Source organism: Bradyrhizobium sacchari (assembly GCF_002068095.1).
GTDB classification, from domain to species: domain Bacteria; phylum Pseudomonadota; class Alphaproteobacteria; order Rhizobiales; family Xanthobacteraceae; genus Bradyrhizobium; species Bradyrhizobium sacchari.
This window is the reverse complement of sequence record NZ_LWIG01000033.1, coordinates 83,497-103,014: the sequence shown is the minus strand read 5'-3', so window position 1 is coordinate 103,014 and position 19,518 is coordinate 83,497. Positions and strand designations below refer to the sequence as shown.

The following is a 19,518-nucleotide window of genomic DNA, read 5'->3' as shown; positions in this document are numbered from 1 at the left end:
GGTCGGCAACGAGCCGCTCGCGGCGGCTGTCGAGATCGGCCCGTTCGGCGCGACGTTCACCGCGCGTGACGGCGCCGTGCGCGTCGGGATTGCCGGCGCGCCGCGCAATGCCGATGTCACCGGGAAACCGGTGGCGATGGACACGTCGGTGACGCTGAAGGACGGCGAGACGCTGACGCTCGGGTTTGCCCGCGGCGGGGCATTCACGTATCTGGCGATCGAGGGCAGTATCAAAGGCGAGCTGGTGTTCGGCAGCCTCGCGGTGAACGCCCGCGCCGGCCTCGGCAGCCCCTACCCGCGCCCGCTCCAGGCCGGCGACGAGTTCAACGTCGATGCCGCGAGCGGCGCGCCCGAGCTGCGGATCGAATTGCCGAAGCCCGCGACAGGTCCGATCCGCGTGCTGCTGGGACCGCAGGACGATGAGTTCGATGATGCCAACAAGGCGCTGTTCCTGGATAGCGAGTGGAAGATCTCGGCAACATCGGACCGTATGGGCTACCGGCTCGAAGGCCCCGCGATCAAGCACCTGCACGGCCACAACATCGTCTCCGACGGTACGGTCAACGGCAGCATCCAGGTGCCCGGCAACGGCGCACCGATCGTGCTGATGATGGACCGCGGCACCTCCGGTGGCTATCCGAAGATCGCCACCGTGATCACGGCCGATGTCGGCCGCCTGGCGCAGACCTCGGCGGGAACCGCGTTCCACTTCAAGCAGGTCAGCATGGCGGAAGCGCAGGACGAGGCGCGCAAATTCGCCCAATTGATCCGCAGCCTGCCGGAGCGCCTGCGCTCCTCCGACATTGTCGAGCTCAACATCGAGGCGCTCAGCGATGCTAACGTTGCCGGCTACGCGGTGAGCGCGGTCGATGCCGGAACGTGGCAGGTCACGGCGGAACCGTAGGCGGCAGGAAGACCAGAAGCGGAGAGCAACCCATGAAGACCATCGATCTCAATTGCGACCTCGGCGAAGGGTTTGGCGCGTGGGAGATGGGCAACGACGCCGCGATGATCGAGCTGGCAAGCTCGGTCAACGTCGCCTGCGGCTTCCATGCCGGCGATCCCGACATCATGCGGCGTACCGTGGAGCTGGCGAAGGCGCGCGGCGTCTCGGTCGGCGCGCATCCCGGCTATCGCGATTTGCACGGCTTCGGCCGGCATCCGATCGCTGGGCTCAAGGCTTCCGAGATCGAGAACCTCGTCGCCTACCAGATTGGCGCGCTGCAGGCGATCGCGACCGCGGCCGGACACAAGGTCACCCATGTGAAGGCGCATGGTGCGCTCTCCAACGTCGCCTGCGAGGACGACATGACCGCGAAGGCGATCGCCGCCGGCATTAGGGCGGTCGACCCGAGCCTGATCTTCGTCGTGCTCGCCAATTCGAAGTTGGTGAAGGCCGGCGAGGACGCCAATTTGCCGATGGTGCACGAGGTGTTCGCCGACCGCGCCTATGAGGACGACGGCAACCTCGTCTCCCGCAAGAAGCCCGGCGCGGTGCTGCACGATGCCAAGGCGATCGCCGAGCGCGTGGTGCGCATGGTGCAGGACGGCGCGGTGGTGTCGGTGACCGGCAAGGTCATCAAGATGCGGACGGATACGGTGTGCATCCATGGCGATACGCACGGCGCCGTGGAGATCGCACGGACCTTGCGTCAGGCGCTGAAGGATGCGGGGATCGAGGTCGCGCCGTTCAAGCGCGGGGCGTGAGGATTGTCGTCATTCCAGGATGATGCGAAGCATCAGACTATGGTGCGCAATTGCGCACCTGAGAATCTTGAGGTTCCAGGTTCGGCTTCGCCGCGCCGGAACGACCATTCAGAACGGATGCACCGACAGCGTGCCGAAGACGATCGCCGCGATCACGGCAAACGCGCTGTAGAGCGCCAGATGATGAGCGCTCGCCCCGGTTCGACGCGAGAGCGAGCGCGCGTAGAAGTGCAGTCTGGCTTCCGCCGATAGTTCGCGCATGGTCGATCTCCAACGCCCCATTTGCGGGAGTATGAAGGATCAACCCTGGCGGGAGGCAAGACGGCGGCGGAAATAGCGATGAGGGTTCTCTGAAGGCACCCCATCGCAGGTGTAAATTCTCCTCACCCGCAGGTTCCGAGAATCTTATTCGTTAAAGTCCGAGGCAGCAGGAACCAGGATGAATGACGATGGGATGACAGCCGGATTGAGGTGTCAGAGGCCGGCCTCAGCGTGACGCCCGGCAGCTGCGCCCCCGGACGTTTGCGCCGATCGGCCGATGAAGCGAGCCCTACAATCCCGGTGATCTCGCCGCCCAAGCCTTGGTGGCTTGGCAGCTTTCCATCGCTCGGGCGTAGGCAGGGCGTGCCGTCGTGCGGGCGAGATAGTCTCGTTCGGTCGAACCGGGGACGTAGTTGCCAGTTCGCAGGCCGAGCAGGAGTGCGTAGCTCACCGAGATATCGGCAGCTGTGAATCTGTCACCGGCGAGATAGGGGCAATCCGCGAGGCGGCGGATCACCAACCCCAGCCGGCTCTCGAAGGTCTCCCGTGCCCAGCGGGTCACGCGGGCATTTCGCTCGGCTTCGGGAGCAAGTTGACGACCGACCAGGACGGCGTTCATCGGTCCGGCGAGTCCGGCCTCGCCCAAGTGGAGAAATTGCAGATAGGAGGCGAAGGCGGGATCGTCCGGGGCGACGGCAAGCAAACCTGAGCCATGGCGGGCAAGCAGGTACTCGAGAATCGCGATCGATTCGACCATGATCGTTTCGCCGTCCTGCAGTGCGGGAATGAAGCCGGCGGGGTTGATTGCGAGGAACTCGCGATCAAGCTCGGCTGCCAGCAGATCGACCGGGTGCAGCCGATAAGCCAATCCCAGCTCCTCAAGTAGCCACACCACACGACCTTCGCCATAGACGGTGAGCATAGCTGAGCGTTCCCGGATTGAGCCAGATATACTAACTCGCAGAGGTAAGCCCGTCGCGCAATCAACTATCGATGGCGCATCATGCCCTCGAGACTTGGCGCATATTCGTCATCCTGCCGCGCGAACCTTGCCATTTTAGGGGTTCGCGACCTAGTACACGTCAGCCTGGAAGCGGCCGGTCTTCTTGAGCTCGGCGACGAAACTGACGGCCTCGTCGGTCGAGCGCGCGCCGAACTGGGCGACGATGTCGACCAGCGCGCGCTCGACGTCCTTGGCCATGCGCTTGGCATCGCCACAGATGTAGAAATGGGCGCCCTCGGCAAGCCAGGTCCACAATTCGCGGCCGACCTCGCGCATGCGGTCCTGCACATAGAACTTCTTCTCGCCGTCGCGCGACCAGGCCAGCGACAGGCGCGTCAATTGGCCCGACGTCTTCATCGCATTGAGTTCTTCCTGGTAGAAGAAATCGCAATCGCTGCGCTGGTGGCCGAAGAACAGCCAGTTCTTGCCGGGAGCGCCGGTCGCCTTGCGATCGAGCAGGAAGGCGCGGAACGGCGCGATGCCTGTGCCGGGGCCGACCATGATGATCGGCGTCTTCGGATCCTGCGGCAGGCCGAAATTGTGCGCCTTCTGCACATAGACCTTGAGCTTCTCGCCCTCATTGATGCGCTCGCCGAGGAAGGTCGAGGCAACGCCGACGCGCTTGCGCTTGCCGATCACGTAACGCACGGAATCGACCGTCAGCGACAGCTTTCCCGGCGTCGCATTGTGCGAGGACGAGATCGAATAGAGCCGCGGCTGGAGCGGCTCCAGCGCCTCGACGAAGGCTTCCGGATGCGGCCGAGTGCCGGAAAACTTCTGCAGCGCCGCCATCACGTCGAGGGTCGCGGCATCGCCATCGGGATCCTCGCCCTGCGCCAGCGCCCGCGCCTTCTCGCGCTGCGCGCCGCCGGTGATGAAGGAGATCAGCTCGAACAGCGAGTCGGGTGCCGGCGACAGCGAGACGTCGTCGATCAGCACCTCGCGCAGCGTCTTGCCGTTGACCTTGGTGGTGTGGGAGGCGCCGAGCAGCGCGATGATCTGGTCGACGAGACCGACATCGTTGCGCGCAAACACGCCGAAGGAATCTCCGACCACGTAGTCGAGCTTGCTCGCGGAGAGATCGAACTCGATGTGATAGGTTTCCTTCTCCGACTTCCCCTTGTTGAGGAGACGACGCGACAGGAAGGTCGCTTCAGTTGGATTGTCGCGCGAACGGCCGGGCTCGGCGATGGTCACGGTCACCGCGGGCGCGGCAACCGCGTCGGTCTTCTCGGGTGCTTTCGCCGCCGGCGCCTTGTCCAGCTCCTCGTACAGCGACTTCAGCATCCGCGCGGTTTCCTTGCCGCCGGGGACGCAGAGATTGAGCCGCGCTTCGCTGCGGCTCGCGATCGCCTCCGAATAGTCGTGGCAATTGTAGCCGCACTGGCCGCAATCCTGCTGCGCCATCGCCGCCATCATCTTGCGGCGCAGGGGACGGCCCTCGGCGAGCTTCATGCGGTCGGCGATCGGCATGGTCTGGTCGTGCCATGGCGCGTCGCCGTCGTCGCCGTCTCCGGCCTGCATGACGGCCGCGCCCTGCTCTGCCGATAGCGGCGTTGCCACGTCGGGCGAGAGCAATCCGGCAAAGAAGCCGTTCAGCCAGGAGCGCTGCGCGTCGGAGAACGGCGCGCTGGCGGGAATGATGTCGAGTTTCGGCGGAGGCGTGATCTGGTTCATGCGGACACCTGTGCATCGGCAAGCTTGCGCAACGTTTCGCCGTCATGGCGGCGCGCAAAGGAGAGGAAGGTTTCATCCGGCGAGGCGCGATGGGCGAGATAAGCCTTGAGCAGCGCCTCGACCGTCTTCGGCGCGTCCTCGGCCTTGAGGTCATGGTAGACCTCCTGCCCGACATCGGCGTCGGGACCGAACCCGCCGCCGGTGAAGAGGTGATAGCCCTCGACCGTGTCCTCCTCATTGATCGGCACCCGCGCCCCGATCAGTCCGATGTCGCTGATGTAATGCTGCGCGCAGGAATGATGGCAACCCGTCAGATGGATGTTGACCGGCTTGTCCATGGCGACGCGCGGCTCGCACCAATCGCCGATCTCGGCGGCATTGCGCTTGGTGTTGGACGCCGCGAAGCGGCATCCGGCATTGCCGGTGCAGGCGATCAGGCCGGCGCGGATGTGCGAGGCCTCGACCGCGAGCCCGATCTGCTTGATCGCGGCAATGGCGAGCTCGACATTCTCGTCGCGCACGCCCGAGATCAAAAGGTTCTGCCAGACCGTCAGGCGGATCTCGCCGTCGCCGAGGTCGCGCGAAACCTTGGCAAGGCCGCGCATCTGGTCACAGCTGAGCTTGCCAAGCGTTAGCGCCACGCCGATCCAGTTGAGGCCGTCCTGCTTCTGCTTGTGCACGCCGATATGGGCCATGCGGTCGGCCCCGGTCCGCGGCACGAAGGCTTCTTCCGGGACACGCGCGAAAGGCGCCTTCAGCCGCTCTTCGACCAGCTTGAGAAAGCCATCATGGCCCATCGCGTCGAGCACGTATTTCAATCGCGCCTTGTTGCGGTTGGTGCGGTCGCCATGGTCGATGAAGACGCGCACGATGGCGTCCGCGACGGCGGTCGCCTGCTCCGGTTTGACGATGATGCCTGAATATTTCGCAAAGTCCTTGTGGCCGGTGATGCCGCCGAGGCCGAGCCGGAACCAGACTCCGGGTTCGACACCGAAACCGTCCTTCACCTCGTAGGCGGTAAAGGCGATATCGTTGGTCTCTTCCAGCACCGCGACCTTGCCGGCACCGTCGAAGGCGACGTTGAACTTGCGCGGCAAGCCGTAGAGCGAGCGGTCGTTGAGGATGTGGTAGTGCCACTCGCGGGCATAGGGCCGCGTATCGATGATTTCCTGCGGATCGATGCCGGCGGTCGGCGTTCCGGTCACGTTGCGGATGTTGTCGGCACCCGAGCCGCGCGAGCACAGGCCGAGATCCTGGATGCCTTCGATCATTCGGATCGCGTGCTTCGGCGGAATCTCGCGCAGCTGGAGATTGGCGCGGGTCGTGACATGGCTGTAGGGACCGCAGAGCTCGTCGGCGAGATCGGCAAGGCCAGACAGCTGCCAGTGCTTCATGATGCCGTTCGGGATGCGCAGGCGGCACATGTAGGAGTCCTGCGTCGGCGCGACGTAGAAGATGCCGTAATAGCGCCAGCGGAAATTGTCCGCAGGGCTCGGCGGGGTGTTGTCGAGCGCCTGCTGGCGCAGGCGCGGATAGGCATCGAAGGGATGCTCGTCGCGCTTGAACTTCTCCTGGTCGGCGAGCTTCTTGCCCGCTGCGATGACCTTGTCCTGTGCCTTGATGTGCACGGCGTCGGGACCAACAGGCTCGGCATTCGCCTTGCCGCCGGCACCAAGGCCGCGACCGACGCGGCTGATCTGCAGGCCGGTCGTGAAGCCTTCGAGATAGCGTTTCTGCTCGTCGGTAAAGTCGACTGAGACCGTATCGATTTTCATGGTCGGTAACGAAGCTCCTGCGGCCACCTCGGTGGCATCGACGGAAAATTGCGCGACCCGCGGGACACTCAGCTGGCGGCGTACGCCTGCTTCGCTACCCGACGGTCCAATCAGCTTCGTTGCTGTGGGACTTGGCTCAGCAGGCACCAATGACAAGCTGGCCGCAGTGCAACATACAAGTTGCGTGCCAGCTTTTGCGAAAGAGAAAATCTCTATGTTTCAATGGAGTACGGGCAGCTCCGGAAAGGTACAGGCCCGGAACTCAAACGAAATTCGAGCACTCGGCCCAAAATATAGCCACTGCTGCTCATCGCCCAAAAACGATGCAGGAGCGAATCAGGCCTTCCAGCGGCCGACCTCGAAGGCCTCGAGGTGCCCCCGGATGTTGTCGGGATCGAAGACGGGTCCGGCGAACGCGCCAAATGGCGCGGGCGCCTCAGCGGGCGGCTGGCCGCCGACGGCTGCGTCGTAGAGATCGGGCCTGAACACGGCCATGGCCGTCTTGACCCCGTCGGGCGTCAGTGCCGTCTGCCCCCAGCGTACCATCTGGGCGTAGGCCCAGGCGGCCTGGACCGGATCGGGACGCCCTGCCCCTTCGCGTCCGACCAGCAGGTAGCGGCCGCTCTCGCGGATGGTGCCGTCGGGCGAGATCTTCAGGCGTCCCGTCAGGGTGCGCTGGATGACCTCGGCATCGACGCCGATCCGCTCGGGCTGGGCGAGTATCTGCGCCGCCTCGGTGAGGCTCGCGGGCTGCTCGATGAACTCGGCGCCCTTCACGGCCGCACGCACCAGGGCTGCCACCACGTCCGGATTCTTGTCGGCCCAGACCTGACGGACGGCCAGCACCTTTTCAGCGGCGCGCACGAGGATGTCGGAGACGAAATGCAGGATGTGACCGATGCCGAGATCGACGGCGACCGAATTCCAGGGCGCCCCGACGCAGAACGCATCGACATGGCCGCTCTTGAGACTCTCGACCATATAGGGCGGCGGCAGAACGACGAGGCGGACGTCCTCGTCGGGATCGACGCCGGCCGCCGCCATCCAGAACCGCAGCTGATAATTATGGGTCGAGAACGGGAAGGTCATGCCGAAGGTCAAAGGCTCCGCGCCTGCCTTGCGACGCTTGGCGACCACTTTCGCCAGCGCTTTCGCCGTGGCCATCGGATCAAAACGGTCGCCGTCGATCTCTTCGATCAGCGCCGCATGGAGCGTCGGCGACACCGTGATCGCATTGCCGTTGATGCCGAGATTGAAGGGCGCTGCGATCGGCACCTTGACGTGGCCGAGCCCGAGCGAGGACGCGATCGCGACCGGCGCCAGCAGGTGCGCGGCATCGAACAGGCCGATATTGAGCTTGTCGCGCACGTTGGACCAGGAGACCTCGCGCACTAGCTCGACCTCGAGCCCTTCGGCGGCGGCAAAACCCTTGTCGACGGCGACGATCAGGGCTGCGGCATCGACCAGCGGGATGAACCCGATGCGGAGCGGTCCAGTCATTTCAGCATCTCCGATGCGGTGATGATCGACTGGGCGATCTCGCCGATTTTCTTCTTCTCGCGCATCGCAGTCGAGCGCAGCAGCACGTAGGCCTCGTCCTCGGTGAGGCCCTTCACCTTCATCAGGATGCCCTTGGCGCGTTCGATGATCTTGCGGTCCTCGAGCTGCGACTTGGTGCGTTCGAGCTCCTCCTGGAGTTTGGCGAAGGCGTTGAAACGGGACACGCAGAGGTCGAGGATCGGCTTGATGCGCTCCTTCTTCAGCCCGTCGACGATGTAGGCCGACACCCCCGCCTCCACTGAAGCCTGGATCGAGGCTGAATCGCTCTGGTCCACAAACATCGCGATCGGCCGCTTCACGGCGCGGCTGACCTGGAACATCGCCTCCAGCACGTCGCGGCTGGGGTTCTCCAGATCGATCAGGATGATGTCGGGGTCCACCGCATAAATACGGGCGAGCAGGCTCTGCATCTCGCGGATATGGACGACCTGGGTGAACCCGGCCTCCCGCAATCCTTCCTCGAGGATCGCAGCCCGGATCGGGCTCTCGTCGACAATCACGATTTTGGGCGACTGTTCGGCGCTCATGGCTCACTCACGGCAGGTGGTTCATCCATAGCACGCTGGAGGGCCATGCAAAGGGTTGTAATTATGGGCAATTGGGACTAGCTCAGGCCTGTCAATCAGGCAGATCGGATATGGATCAGACGGCTGCGCCCAAGGTCAGCTTCGTGTCACTCGGGTGTCCCAAGGCATTGGTGGATTCCGAGCGCATCATCACGCGCCTGCGCGCGGAAGGCTACGAGCTCGCCCGCAAGCATGACGGGGCCGACATCGTCATCGTCAACACCTGCGGCTTCCTCGACAGCGCCAAGCAGGAATCGCTGTCGGCGATCGGCGAGGCCATGGCCGAGAATGGCAAGGTGATCGTGACAGGCTGCATGGGCGCGGAACCCGAGCAGATCGAGCAGGCCTATCCCGGCGTGCTCTCCATAACCGGCCCGCAGCAGTACGAAAGCGTGCTGGACGCCGTGCATCGTGCGCTGCCGCCCGCCCACAATCCGCACCTCGACCTGGTGCCGCCGCAGGGCATCAAGCTGACGCCGCGCCACTACGCCTATTTGAAGATCTCGGAAGGCTGCAACAACCGCTGCACCTTCTGCATCATCCCAAAGCTGCGCGGCGACCTCGTCTCGCGCCCGGCCAACGACGTGCTGCGCGAAGCCGAGCGCCTGGTCGGCGCCGGCGTCAAGGAGCTCTTGGTGATCTCGCAGGACACCTCGGCCTATGGCGTCGATCTGAAATATGCCGAGAGCCCGTGGAAGGACCGCCAGGTCCGCGCCAAATTCCTCGACCTCGCGCGCGAGCTCGGTGAGTTAGGTGCCTGGGTGCGGCTGCAATATGTCTACCCCTACCCGCATGTCGACGAGGTCATCGCGCTGATGAACGAGGGCAAGGTGCTGCCCTATCTCGACATCCCGTTCCAGCACGCGAGCCCCGAGGTGCTGAAGGCGATGAAGCGTCCGGCGGCGCAGGACAAGACACTGGCGCGGATCAAGCGCTGGCGCGAGGAATGCCCCGATCTCGCTTTGCGCTCGACCTTCATCGTCGGCTTCCCTGGCGAGACCGATGCGGACTTCGCCTATCTGCTCGACTGGCTTGATGAGGCCGAGATCGACCGCGTCGGCTGCTTCAAGTATGAGCCGGTTGCGGGCGCGACATCGAATGCGATCGAGAATCCGGTGCCGGAAGAGGTCAAGCAGGAGCGCTACAACGCGCTGATGGCCCGCCAGCAGAAGATCTCCGCGCGCCGGCTGAAGCGCAAGGTCGGCACGCGCCAGCAGATCATCATCGACGAGGTCGGCCCGACCGTCGCCAAGGGCCGCTCGAAAGCCGATGCCCCGGAGATCGACGGCGCGGTCTACCTGTCGAGCCGCCGCCCCCTGCGCGTCGGCGAGATCGTCACCGCGAAGATCGAGCGTGCGGACCAATACGATCTGCACGGCAGCGTCGCCGGATTTTGAAGTTCACGACGCCGCCTGCCCTGCCATTTCGGCGCGCAACGCCCCGGCCTGGATGCGCGGGCGAGATCGGCGCACTTCGTCATGCCACTTCTCCTGATGCCTGCCGTCCGTCATGCGCGGAAAACACCTCCTTGGCCGCGAACAACCCGTTCACTGCCGCCGGGAAGCCCGCATAGACCGCCATCTGCATGATGATCTCCACGATCTCGTCGCGAGACAGCCCGACGTTCAGACCCGCCTCGATATGCACTTTGAGCTGAGGCGCGGCATTTCCGAGCGCCGTCAGCGCGGCGATCGTCGCGATCTCTCGATCGCGCAGGCCGAGGTCCGGGCGGCTGTAAATGTCGCCGAAGGGAAACTCGATCACGTATCGTGCGAAATCCGGAGCAATGTCGGCGAGTGAGGCGACGACCTTTTCGCCGGCACGGCCGTCAATGCGTGACAGGGCCCGCTGGCCGCGATCGAAGCGGCTTTCGGCTTGTGTTTGGGCGTGCGTCATTTTTCTTCGTCCTCTGTTCGTCGCCGGCATAGCCGGCGATCTTGGTATCAAGGACGAGCAGGCACTCCTGGAGTTCGGCAATCTGCGTGCGGACCTGTTTCCGGTGGATTTCCAGCATCTGCCGCCGGGCTGGCCCGGTGGCTTCGCCTTCATCGCGAAGCGCCGCATAACGCAACATGTCCCGGATCGGCATTCCCGTGGTCTTGAGCCGACCGATGAATGTGATCCATGTGAGGATCGATGCGTCAAAGTCGCGCTGGCCGGAACGATCCCGGTCTGCGTATGGCAGCAGGCCGATGCGCTCATAATAACGCAAAGTGTGAGTCGACAAGCCGGTTCGTTTTGCGAGGTCGCCGATCTTCATGTGTGCCCGTTCTCGTACTGACGCACATACAGATACCCCTTCGAGCGCACTCTAAGTCAAGGGGGATCGAAGGTGCCGCTCCCGCGAGGTCAAGTTGGCACGACAGCCGAAGATTTCGGCGCGCCGGCTGGGCGCCACCATCGCGGGATTCCGAGCTTCAGCATGCCGCCAGCCATTTCGGCACCCAGCGCTCAGGTCTTGGTGCGCGGGCGAGATCGGCCTTCGCCTCAGACAGCCGCGCCGGCTCGCCATCGATGGTCGGACGCAGATCATATTCGAAGCTCGGCATGATGCGGCCATCGGCATAGAGGCCGAAATTCATCACGTACCACAGGCCAAGCTCCGGCTGCGCGCGGCGCATCTCCTCGCGCAGATCCCGCAGCAGCGATTCTATCGCGGAAGCTTCCTCGAATGGCTGCGGTCCGCGCGTCAGTACGCGGGCCTGGTATTGGCTGCCGACGATCGCGATCTCGAAACGAGTCCTGTCCCAGGGATTCTTGCTCTTCGGCAGATGGGCGGCAAGCCGCCAGCCAAGCTCGGCCATCAGCCGGTGGTTGGCCCAATAGTCCTCGCGATCCCGGCTCCATTTCTCCACGAAGCCGCGGAAATCAGGCAACACCGATGCGCCGTCCTCCGGCGCAGCCGCTTCGCCTGCCAGACGTCCGGCGAGCCATTGCGCAAGCTCGACCGTCTGGCTCTCGACCTCCTCGTGCGGCTTGAGATCGCTCCAGGCCTTGTCGAATTGCTGCGACGTCAGCTTGGTGAGCAGCCCATCGAGGCTCGGTGCAAGCAGCTCGTAGTCGCCCTCCGATCCCAGTCCGACGATCGGCGGGTTGTCGCGGTCGAGGCCGGCGCCATACCAGCCGCCGACGGCCGAGCCGTCAGGCAAGCGCATGAACAGTGAAAACCGGTCGCGCAACGGACTACCGTCGACGATCGGCGCGGAATCGGAGAACTGGCCCTGCAGGGAGAAGCAGCCGACGCTGCCCCAGGGGCGCCCCTCGAGCCATGCGGCAAAGTCGACCAGCAGCGGCGGCGCTTCGATCCCCGGCGGAAACGCGCCACGAATGCTATCGAGATCAATCGGGTAAGCGGTATCGGACAAGGCTGAAAACTGTCTGGTTGGTCCCGTCCCCCTTGGTCTGAACCGAGTCGTGTTCGGTTCGAACCAATTGGCGTCCGTTGATCACAAACGCGCTAGAGACTCAATGGTTTCTGCGCGGTGATCGATGAAATACAATCACAAGGTTGGTATCCGGAGCGGGCTGTACGCGATTGGCACAGCATTGATCCTGCTCGCGCTTCCCGCCGCGGCCCAATCCCCATCGCCCGCGCAGGCGCGGCAATGGTGCTTCGGCACCGACGAGGTCAGCGACGGGCAACGCCTCGCGGGTTGCTCGGCGGTGCTGAGAACCAACCCATCCCATGCGCGGGCGCTGGCCAATCGCGGCGAAATCTTCCGGCGCAAGGGGGAGATGGAGCGGGCTCTGTCCGATCTCAACCGCGCCATCGATCTCGATCCCAAGGACGCCATCGCCTGGTACAATCGCGGCATCGTCTATGACGATCTGCGCGATCGCGACCACGCCATCGCCGACTACACGAGCGCGATCCGGCTCAAGCCCCGTGATCCGCTCTACTACAACAACCGCGGCAATTCCTACATCGGCAAGGACGATTACGCGCATGGGATCGCCGATTACGATCAGGCCATCAAACTCGATCCAAAATTCGCGCTCGCCTATTACAACCGCGGCTCGACCTATCGTGAGCACGACGAGGCCGATCGCGCGATCGCCGATCTCGACATGTCGATCAAGCTCGACCCGAATTACGGCCAGGCCTATGGCAATCGTGCACGCATCTATCGTGACCGCGGCGACCGTGCCCGCGCGCTGGCCGATTTCGACAGGTCGCTTCGACTCTCTCCGAACAACGACCTCGACGCCTATGCTCGCGCGAGCATGTATTTCGAGACGCATGATTACGCGCTGGCGCTGGAAGATTACGACCGCGCGATCAAGGCCAATCCGATCTATTCCAGCGTGTTCAATTCGCGCTGCATGACGCGCGCGATCCTCGGACGTTTGCAGGAGGCGCTGGCCGATTGCGAGCAGTCGCTGCGGATGCAGCCCAACGCCCCTGATACGCTCGACAGCCGCGCCCTCACCTATCTCAAACTCGGCAATCTCGACGCGGCGATTGCCGACTATGACGCTGCGCTGCGGACCAGGCCGCAGTTCGACAGTTCACTTTACGGCCGTGGGCTTGCGAAGCGAAAGAAGGGCGACAACGAGGGCGCCGAACGCGACATCGCGGCCGCGAAAGAGATCAACGCCGGCATCGCCGACGTGTTCGCGCGTTACGGTGTGGAGTAAACCTCTCGCGCCGCTCTGCGGGCGCGAGCAATGTGACACTATAGTGCATTCACGCAGGGGTCACGGACTCGTCCTAATTCTCGCGCGCCTTTCAACGCGAGTGAGGATTTTGGATGAGCCGCCTGTCAGACATGCTGCGCACGCAGCGCTTCGACGATTACCGCTTCTACCACCAGAGCACCGTCAACCAGACTCTGCACCTCGTCAGCGCTGTGATTTTCCTGGGCTGCTACGCGCTGCTGTTCAAGGACCCCGCAATCGCGGGTCTCATCGGCTGGCTGGCGATGCTGACGCGGCAAACCGGGCACTTCTTCTTCGAGCCGAACGGCTATGATTCCGTCAACGACGTCAGCAACGACTACAAGGAAGCGGTCAAGGTCGGCTACAACCAGACCCGCAAGATCCTCCTGCTGCTGGTCTGGGGCAGCGCGCCGATTGCGCTCTATGTCTTCCCGACCTTGTTCGGCCTGTTCGATCTTCCCACCGACCGCTTCGACTTCGTCCGCCATGTCGGTGCGCTCTGGCTCGCGATTGGGATCGGCGGAGGGCTTGCCCGCATGCTCCAGCTGTTCGCAACGCGCGACGTCACGACGGGCCTTGTCTGGGTGTTCAAGGTGCTGACCGACCCCTTCCACAACATCGCGTTGTACTGGAATTCGCCGTTCAAGCTGATGCGTGGCGAGCTCATCGACGCCTCGATTGCCGATGCGGACTGGGGCGGCGACGACGCCGAGGAAGCCCCACACCTGACCTGACCGGTGCACGCTCGGCGGGCAACTTGTAAAACGCTTGCTTGACAAGGCCTGCCATTCGGCTGTAGGGACGCGCCCCATGATCAACTCTCGGACCCACCGCCGCGCAGCTTTCCGTCGTCGCACCCGCGACGATGATGGGTTGCGCCATGTCCGACGACGCCGCTGATCGCCTGAAATCAGCACAGTTTTCGAGAAGGCCGCACCCGCAAAGTGCGGCCTTCTTGCTTTTCGCGCGCCTTTTCCACCCGCCTCCAGAGGAGTTCGACATGACCACCGCCACTCATCCGTATGACGCGCTGATGGACATTACCGCACGGCCCAAGGCCGTGTTCGTCCGCGGCGCGGGCTCGTACCTCTGGGACGACGGCCGCAAGCGCTATCTCGATTTCGTGCAGGGCTGGGCCGTCAACTGCCTCGGCCACTCCCCGCCCGCGATCGCCGATGCGCTCGCAGCTCAGGCCAAGCGGCTGTTCACGCCGAGCCCGGCCTTCTACAACGAGCCGAGCCTCAAGCTGGCGCAGGCGCTGGTCGAGAACAGCGCGTTCGACCAGGTGTTCTTCGCCAACTCGGGTGCGGAAGCCAATGAGGGCGCGATCAAGCTCGCGCGCAAATATGGCAGCCTGCACAGGAACGGCGCGTTCGAGATTATCAGCTTCGAAGGCGGCTTCCACGGAAGGACGCTGGCAACGATGTCGGCCTCGGGCAAAAAGGCGTTCGAGCCGCTGTTCGAGCCGAAAGTATCAGGCTTCAAGAAGGCGAAGCTGAACGACATCGCATCGGTCGAGACGCTCATCAACGCCAACACGGTTGCTGTGATGCTCGAGCCGATCCAGGGTGAATCCGGCGTGTGGCCCGCGACCGATGCGTTCCTGAAGGAGTTGCGCGCGCTGACCAAGGCGCACGGTCTGCTGCTCATCTTTGACGAGATCCAGACCGGCATGGGCCGGACCGGAAAGCTCTTCCACTATGAGCACACGGGCATCGCGCCCGACATCATGACGCTCGGCAAAGGCATCGGCGGCGGTGTGCCGCTCGCGGCGTTGCTTGCGACCGAACGCGCCTCCTGCTTCGAGCACGGCGACCAGGGCGGCACGTTCAACGGCAACCCGATCATGTGCGCGGCGGGGCTCGCGGTGCTGGAGGAGATCTCCAAGCCCGACTTCCTGAAGTCAGTCGCGGAGACCGGCCTGCTGCTCGAAAGCGAGCTGCAGAAGGTTTCGGCCCGGCACGGCCTCGGCGGCGTGCGGGGGCGCGGGCTTCTGCTGGCACTCGACCTCAAGCTGCCGATCGCGCCCGCGATCGTCGCGCAAGCGTTCGAAGCCGGCGTGCTGCTGAACGCGCCGCAGGTCGACAGCTTGCGCTTCATGCCGGCGCTGAATGTCGCCAAGGCGGAGATCGCCGAGATGATCGATTGTCTCGACGGCATCTTGATCAAGGCAGGCGCGGCGAGACGGGTGGCTTAAAGCGTCATTGCGAGGAGCCCTTGCGACGAAGCAACCCAGACTGCCTCCGAGGAAAGATTCTGGATTGCTTCGCTTCGCTCGCAATGACGAGACGCTACGGCTTCAAAATCGATGCACCCGTCGTCTTGCGGCTCTCGAGATCGATATGCGCCTTGGCGGCGTCTTTCAGCGCGTAGGCGTGGTTGATCGGCACGTGGAGCTTGCCGTTGATGACGGCGGCGAACAGCGTGTCGGCGCCCTCCAGCAGCTCCTTGCGCGTGCCGATGTAGTCGTTGAGCTTGGGCCGCGTCGCAAACAGCGAACCGTGATTGTTGAGCTCGGCAATCGAGAACGGCGGCACGGGCCCCGAGGCATTGCCGAAGGAGACGAACATGCCGCGCGGCTTCAGGCAGGACAGCGAGCCCGGGAACGTCGCCTTGCCGACGCCGTCATAGACGACGTCGCAGCCCTCGTTGCGGCTGATCTGCTTGACGCGGGCGACGAAGTCCTCCTCGTTGTAGAGGATGACGTGGTCGCAGCCATTGGCCTCGGCGAGCTCAGCCTTCTCGCGCGAGCCGACCGTGCCGATGACATGGGCCCCGAGCGCCCTCGCCCATTGGCATGCGAGCAGGCCGATGCCGCCGGCGGCGGCATGGATCAGCACGCGATGATGCGGCTCGACCTTGAAGGTCTTGTGCAGGAGATACCAGACCGTCAGCCCCTTCAGCATCAGCACGGCGCCCTGCTCGTGGGTGATGTGGTCGGGCAGCTTGACCAGCTTCTCCCAGGGAAGGTTGCGCTCGCCGGTATAGGCGCCGAGATTGTGATAGTAGGCGACGCGGTCGCCGGGATGGAAATGCGTGACGCCCGGCCCGACCGCGACGACCTCGCCGGAGGCCTCGTTGCCGGCGATGAAGGGCAGCCCCGGCGCCTTATAGAGGCCGGTGCGGTAATAGACGTCGATGAAGTTCAGGCCGACCGCATGCTGGCGGATGCGCACCTCGCCGGGGCCCGGCGCCGGCACCTCGACGCTCTCATAGACCAGGGCTTCGGGGCCTCCGACCTTGTGCACACGAATGGCTTTGGTCATCGCCTGACCTCCTCTTCTCCAAGGCGGAGCGAAAGACATCGCGCCCGCCTTGTCAACTCAACGCCCACGGGAAAGCTAGGCCGACGGCTTGCTCGCCTTCTTACGATTACGCTTGGCCAGCACGTTGAAGAACTCCACCGCCGCCGAGAACGCAATTGCGAAATAGATATAGCCGCGCGGAATGTGGAAGTGGAATCCGTCCGCGACCAGCGCGACGCCGATCAGCACCAGGAAGGCCAGCGCCAGCATTTTCGTGGTCGGATGTTCGGCGACGAATCGCGACACCGGCCCGGACGAAATGTACATGATCAGGCAGGCGATCACGACGGCCGCGATCATGATCTCGATATCCTGTGCCATGCCGATCGCGGTGATGATCGAGTCCAGTGAGAACACGATGTCGATGATCACGATCTGGACGATCACCCAGAAGAAGGCGCTGCCGCCGGACTTCTCATCGCCCTCGTCGTCGTCGGCCTCGACCTCGGCGTGGATCTCGTGCGTGGCCTTCGCGATCAGGAACAGGCCGCCGCCGATCAGGATCAGGTCGCGCCAGGAGAAGTCATAACCTGCAGCCGAGAACACCGGCGCGGTCAGGCCGATCAGCCAGACCAGCACGCTGAGCAGAATGATGCGGAAGACCAGCGCCAGCGCGAGTCCGATCTGGCGGGCGCGGTTGGCCTGTTGCTCCGGGATGCGCGAGACGATCACCGACAGGAAGATGACGTTGTCGATGCCGAGCACGATCTCGAGCGAGGTCAAGGTGAGGAGCGCGGCCCACGCCTCCGGACTGGTGATCAGGTGCATCATGCGAAGGATCTTGCGAGGCGGATCAAGGCGTCGCTGAAGCTGATCCAGAGCGCGATCGCGCACAGCGCGGCCGTCACGCCGATACCGACGTGAAAGTCCATCTCCAGCGTGTAGAGGGACAGCAGCGCCCAGATCGCGATCAGCGACATCGTCAGCCAGCGCAGCCGCACGACGCGGACCGGATGCAGCACATGGAACGGCACGAAGGTCAGGACCACCAGCGCCGCGACCAGCAGCGTGGACCACAGCGGCGACCAGTGCAGCAGGAACAGGTAGAAAGCCGCCGCATTCCACAGCGCCGGGAAACCGCGGAAATGATTGTCGTCCGCCTTCATGCGCAGATCGGCGAAATATAGTGCGCTGGTGACGATGATGGCGATGCCGAGCAAGGGCGCCGCGACCGGCAGCAGCAAGCCGCTCGCCACGATCGCATAGGCCGGCACGAACACATAGGTGACGAAGTCGACCACGAGATCGAGCACGTCGCCCGACCAGTTCGGCTGCACGTTCTTGACGTCGAGGCGACGCGCGATCGGACCGTCGATCGCATCGATGATCAGCGCGACGCCCAGCCATTGAAACATCGCCGCCCAGTGCTCACGCACGGCTTCCAGCATCGCGAGCAGCGCGATCGCCGCGCCGAACGCGGTGAAGATATGCACCGAGAAGGCCGCAGCGCGGACCGCCGGTCTCGGCTTCAGGGAATCCTGCTGAATATCCATGGCTCCTGCTATCAGAACGGGGGCGATTTGCACATAAGCCATTGCGGCGCCCGGACGCACAATTCGTCACAAAATCAGGGAAATATAGGTGGGCTTGAATTTGTCGCGGGGCGTGTCAAATGTCGTTCCATGACCGACGCATCGACACATTTTGACGCAGCCGTGATCGGCGGCGGACCGGCCGGGCTCGCAGCGGCAATCGCACTGGCACAGGCCGGAGCACGGACCGCGCTGGTGGCACGGCGTCTGCCCTATGCCGACAATCGCACCACCGCGCTTCTGGGTGCATCCGTCGATCTGCTGGAGAGCCTCGACATCTGGCCGCGCTGCCGGGACAAGGCAGCCGCGCTCGAGGTCATGCGGCTTGTCGACGACACCGGCCGCCTGTTCCGCAGCCCGGAGGTCCGTTTCTCCTGTCACGAAATCGGGCTCGACGCCTTCGGCTACAACATCGACAACCGCTCGCTGATGCTGGCCCTGGAAGAGCGCGCGGCAGAGCTATCCGGGATCGTCCGTTTCGACGACGAGGCCGAAAGCGTCGTGATCGAAGCCGACGATGTCGCGATCCGCACCGCCTCCGCACAATTCCTGACGGCCCAGCTCGTGGTCGGCGCCGACGGGCGACATTCGCTGTGCCGGGAGGCCGCCGGCATCACGGTCGCGCGGCGCGAGCTGGCACAGACCGCGCTGACCTTCAACGTCGGCCATGGGCGGCCGCATCGCAACGTCTCGACGGAGTTCCACACGCCGCACGGGCCTTGCGTGTTCGTGCCCCTGCCGGGCGACCGCTCCAGCATCGTCTGGGTCTCGGCGCCCGCGGAGGCCGAGCGGCTGCGCGGCCTATCCGACGAGGAGCTATCCGCCGCGATCGAGAAGCAGTCGCATTCGATCCTGGGACGCATGACGGTCGAGCCCGGCCGCAACCTGTTTCCGCTGGCGATCGAGCGTCCAAAATCCTTCGGCCGCGACCGCATCGCACTGGTCGGCGAAGCCGCCCATGTGGTGCCGCCAATCGGCGCCCAGGGCCTCAATCTCGGCCTGCGTGATGCCGCGGACATCGCGCGGCTCGCGGGCGAGGCTATTGCGGCTGGCCAGGATCCCGGCGCGGACGTCGTGCTCAATCGCTACGACCGCGCCCGGCGGCCCGACATCCTGAGCCGGACTTTTGCGATCGACATCGCCAACCGCTCACTGCTCAACGATTTCCTGCCGCTCCAGCCTGTCCGCGCCGTCGGCATGCACCTGCTCGGCGCCATCGGCCCGCTCCGGCGTTTTGCCATGCGCGAGGGCCTGACGCCGACCTGGCGGCGGTAGCCCGACGGACGGGCTCCGCCTCGTTATCTGGCGACGGTCATGGAGGGCTGGAACGCAACGTTCAGTCCGAACTGCGCACCGTAGGTGGCGACATTGTCCTGGCCGAATTGAGAATAGAGCGCCGCGAAGGCGGTCGTATTCGGCGCGAACTTGACGCGCGTGCCAGCCGTAGCCGAGCCCCAGTCCTTTCCAAGCGCC

Annotated in this window: 19 protein-coding genes; 7 read left to right on the top strand and 12 right to left on the bottom strand. The window is 64.3% G+C overall.

The annotated features are described in order from the left end of the window. A partial coding sequence (locus A5906_RS28495) for a 5-oxoprolinase subunit C family protein (protein WP_245326951.1) occupies nucleotides 1-904 on the top strand: 904 nt, incomplete at its 5' end. A 32-nt stretch (nucleotides 905-936) separates the two neighbouring features. Then, complete coding sequence (locus A5906_RS28490) at nucleotides 937-1,707, top strand: LamB/YcsF family protein (RefSeq protein ID WP_080138541.1); 771 nt, start codon at nucleotides 937-939, stop codon at nucleotides 1,705-1,707. Nucleotides 1,708-1,815: 108 nt separating this feature from the next. On the opposite strand, the gene A5906_RS41800 is transcribed toward A5906_RS28490, so the two are convergent. From A5906_RS41800 to A5906_RS28465, 6 genes are all read right to left on the bottom strand, one after another. Beyond that, the gene (locus tag A5906_RS41800; protein WP_035666020.1) at nucleotides 1,816-1,968 is read right to left on the bottom strand and encodes a hypothetical protein; all 153 of its coding nucleotides are present in this window, start codon (nucleotides 1,966-1,968) and stop codon (nucleotides 1,816-1,818) included. A 289-nt stretch (nucleotides 1,969-2,257) separates the two neighbouring features. Further along, nucleotides 2,258-2,890, bottom strand: a complete 633-nt coding sequence (locus A5906_RS28485) for a glutathione S-transferase family protein (protein ID WP_080138540.1) — start codon at nucleotides 2,888-2,890, stop codon at nucleotides 2,258-2,260. Between the two features lie 150 nt (nucleotides 2,891-3,040). Further along, nucleotides 3,041-4,648 (bottom strand): sulfite reductase subunit alpha, encoded by a 1,608-nt coding sequence (locus A5906_RS28480; protein WP_080138539.1) that lies wholly within the window; start codon nucleotides 4,646-4,648, stop codon nucleotides 3,041-3,043. Next, entirely contained in the window at nucleotides 4,645-6,423 is a 1,779-nt protein-coding gene (locus A5906_RS28475; protein WP_080138538.1) for a NirA family protein, read from the bottom strand. Before A5906_RS28475 ends, A5906_RS28480 begins: the two co-directional genes overlap by 4 nt. A gap of 336 nt (nucleotides 6,424-6,759) precedes the next feature. Continuing rightward, nucleotides 6,760-7,923 carry a CmpA/NrtA family ABC transporter substrate-binding protein gene (locus A5906_RS28470; RefSeq protein WP_080138537.1) on the bottom strand — a complete coding sequence of 388 codons (1,164 nt, stop codon included), beginning with the start codon at nucleotides 7,921-7,923 and terminating at the stop codon, nucleotides 6,760-6,762. Further along, nucleotides 7,920-8,510: an ANTAR domain-containing response regulator gene (locus A5906_RS28465; protein WP_008564898.1), complete on the bottom strand. Its 591-nt coding sequence runs from the start codon at nucleotides 8,508-8,510 to the stop codon at nucleotides 7,920-7,922. Before A5906_RS28465 ends, A5906_RS28470 begins: the two co-directional genes overlap by 4 nt. 110 nt (nucleotides 8,511-8,620) lie before the next feature. On the opposite strand from A5906_RS28465, the gene rimO reads away from it, so the two are divergent. Next, nucleotides 8,621-9,946 carry a 30S ribosomal protein S12 methylthiotransferase RimO gene (gene rimO, locus A5906_RS28460; RefSeq protein ID WP_080138536.1) on the top strand — a complete coding sequence of 442 codons (1,326 nt, stop codon included), beginning with the start codon at nucleotides 8,621-8,623 and terminating at the stop codon, nucleotides 9,944-9,946. A gap of 79 nt (nucleotides 9,947-10,025) precedes the next feature. On the opposite strand, the gene A5906_RS28455 is transcribed toward rimO, so the two are convergent. The 3 genes from A5906_RS28455 to A5906_RS28445 form a co-directional block, all read right to left on the bottom strand. Next, a complete protein-coding gene (locus A5906_RS28455; RefSeq protein ID WP_080138535.1) occupies nucleotides 10,026-10,445 on the bottom strand; it encodes a carboxymuconolactone decarboxylase family protein in 420 nt (139 codons plus the stop codon). Continuing rightward, entirely contained in the window at nucleotides 10,378-10,809 is a 432-nt protein-coding gene (locus A5906_RS28450) for a MerR family transcriptional regulator (protein WP_080138534.1), read from the bottom strand. Before A5906_RS28450 ends, A5906_RS28455 begins: the two co-directional genes overlap by 68 nt. Nucleotides 10,810-10,966: 157 nt before the next feature. Continuing rightward, nucleotides 10,967-11,914 (bottom strand): hypothetical protein, encoded by a 948-nt coding sequence (locus A5906_RS28445; RefSeq protein ID WP_080138533.1) that lies wholly within the window; start codon nucleotides 11,912-11,914, stop codon nucleotides 10,967-10,969. A 124-nt stretch (nucleotides 11,915-12,038) separates the two neighbouring features. Here A5906_RS28445 and A5906_RS28440 point away from each other — a divergent pair, with 124 nt between their 5' ends. From A5906_RS28440 to A5906_RS28430, 3 genes are all read left to right on the top strand, one after another. Beyond that, nucleotides 12,039-13,187, top strand: coding sequence for a tetratricopeptide repeat protein (locus A5906_RS28440; RefSeq protein ID WP_136615540.1), 1,149 nt, complete (start codon nucleotides 12,039-12,041; stop codon nucleotides 13,185-13,187). A gap of 113 nt (nucleotides 13,188-13,300) precedes the next feature. Continuing rightward, complete coding sequence (locus A5906_RS28435) at nucleotides 13,301-13,942, top strand: hypothetical protein (protein WP_080138532.1); 642 nt, start codon at nucleotides 13,301-13,303, stop codon at nucleotides 13,940-13,942. A 266-nt stretch (nucleotides 13,943-14,208) separates the two neighbouring features. Then, a complete protein-coding gene (locus A5906_RS28430) occupies nucleotides 14,209-15,405 on the top strand; it encodes an acetylornithine transaminase (protein ID WP_080138531.1) in 1,197 nt (398 codons plus the stop codon). 94 nt (nucleotides 15,406-15,499) lie between these two features. On the opposite strand, the gene A5906_RS28425 is transcribed toward A5906_RS28430, so the two are convergent. The 3 genes from A5906_RS28425 to pcsA all read right to left on the bottom strand — a co-directional run bounded on the left by A5906_RS28425 (nucleotide 15,500) and on the right by pcsA (nucleotide 18,048). Next, entirely contained in the window at nucleotides 15,500-16,474 is a 975-nt protein-coding gene (locus tag A5906_RS28425; protein ID WP_080138530.1) for a quinone oxidoreductase family protein, read from the bottom strand. A 75-nt stretch (nucleotides 16,475-16,549) separates the two neighbouring features. Then, entirely contained in the window at nucleotides 16,550-17,284 is a 735-nt protein-coding gene (locus A5906_RS28420) for a TerC family protein (RefSeq protein ID WP_080138529.1), read from the bottom strand. Then, entirely contained in the window at nucleotides 17,281-18,048 is a 768-nt protein-coding gene (pcsA, locus tag A5906_RS28415; protein ID WP_080138528.1) for a phosphatidylcholine synthase, read from the bottom strand. The genes A5906_RS28420 and pcsA overlap by 4 nt, the downstream gene beginning before the upstream one ends. Nucleotides 18,049-18,135: 87 nt before the next feature. Between pcsA and A5906_RS28410 the strand changes: the two genes are divergently transcribed. Next, nucleotides 18,136-19,320, top strand: coding sequence for a UbiH/UbiF family hydroxylase (locus tag A5906_RS28410; RefSeq protein ID WP_080138527.1), 1,185 nt, complete (start codon nucleotides 18,136-18,138; stop codon nucleotides 19,318-19,320). Nucleotides 19,321-19,518 lie beyond the last annotated feature (198 nt).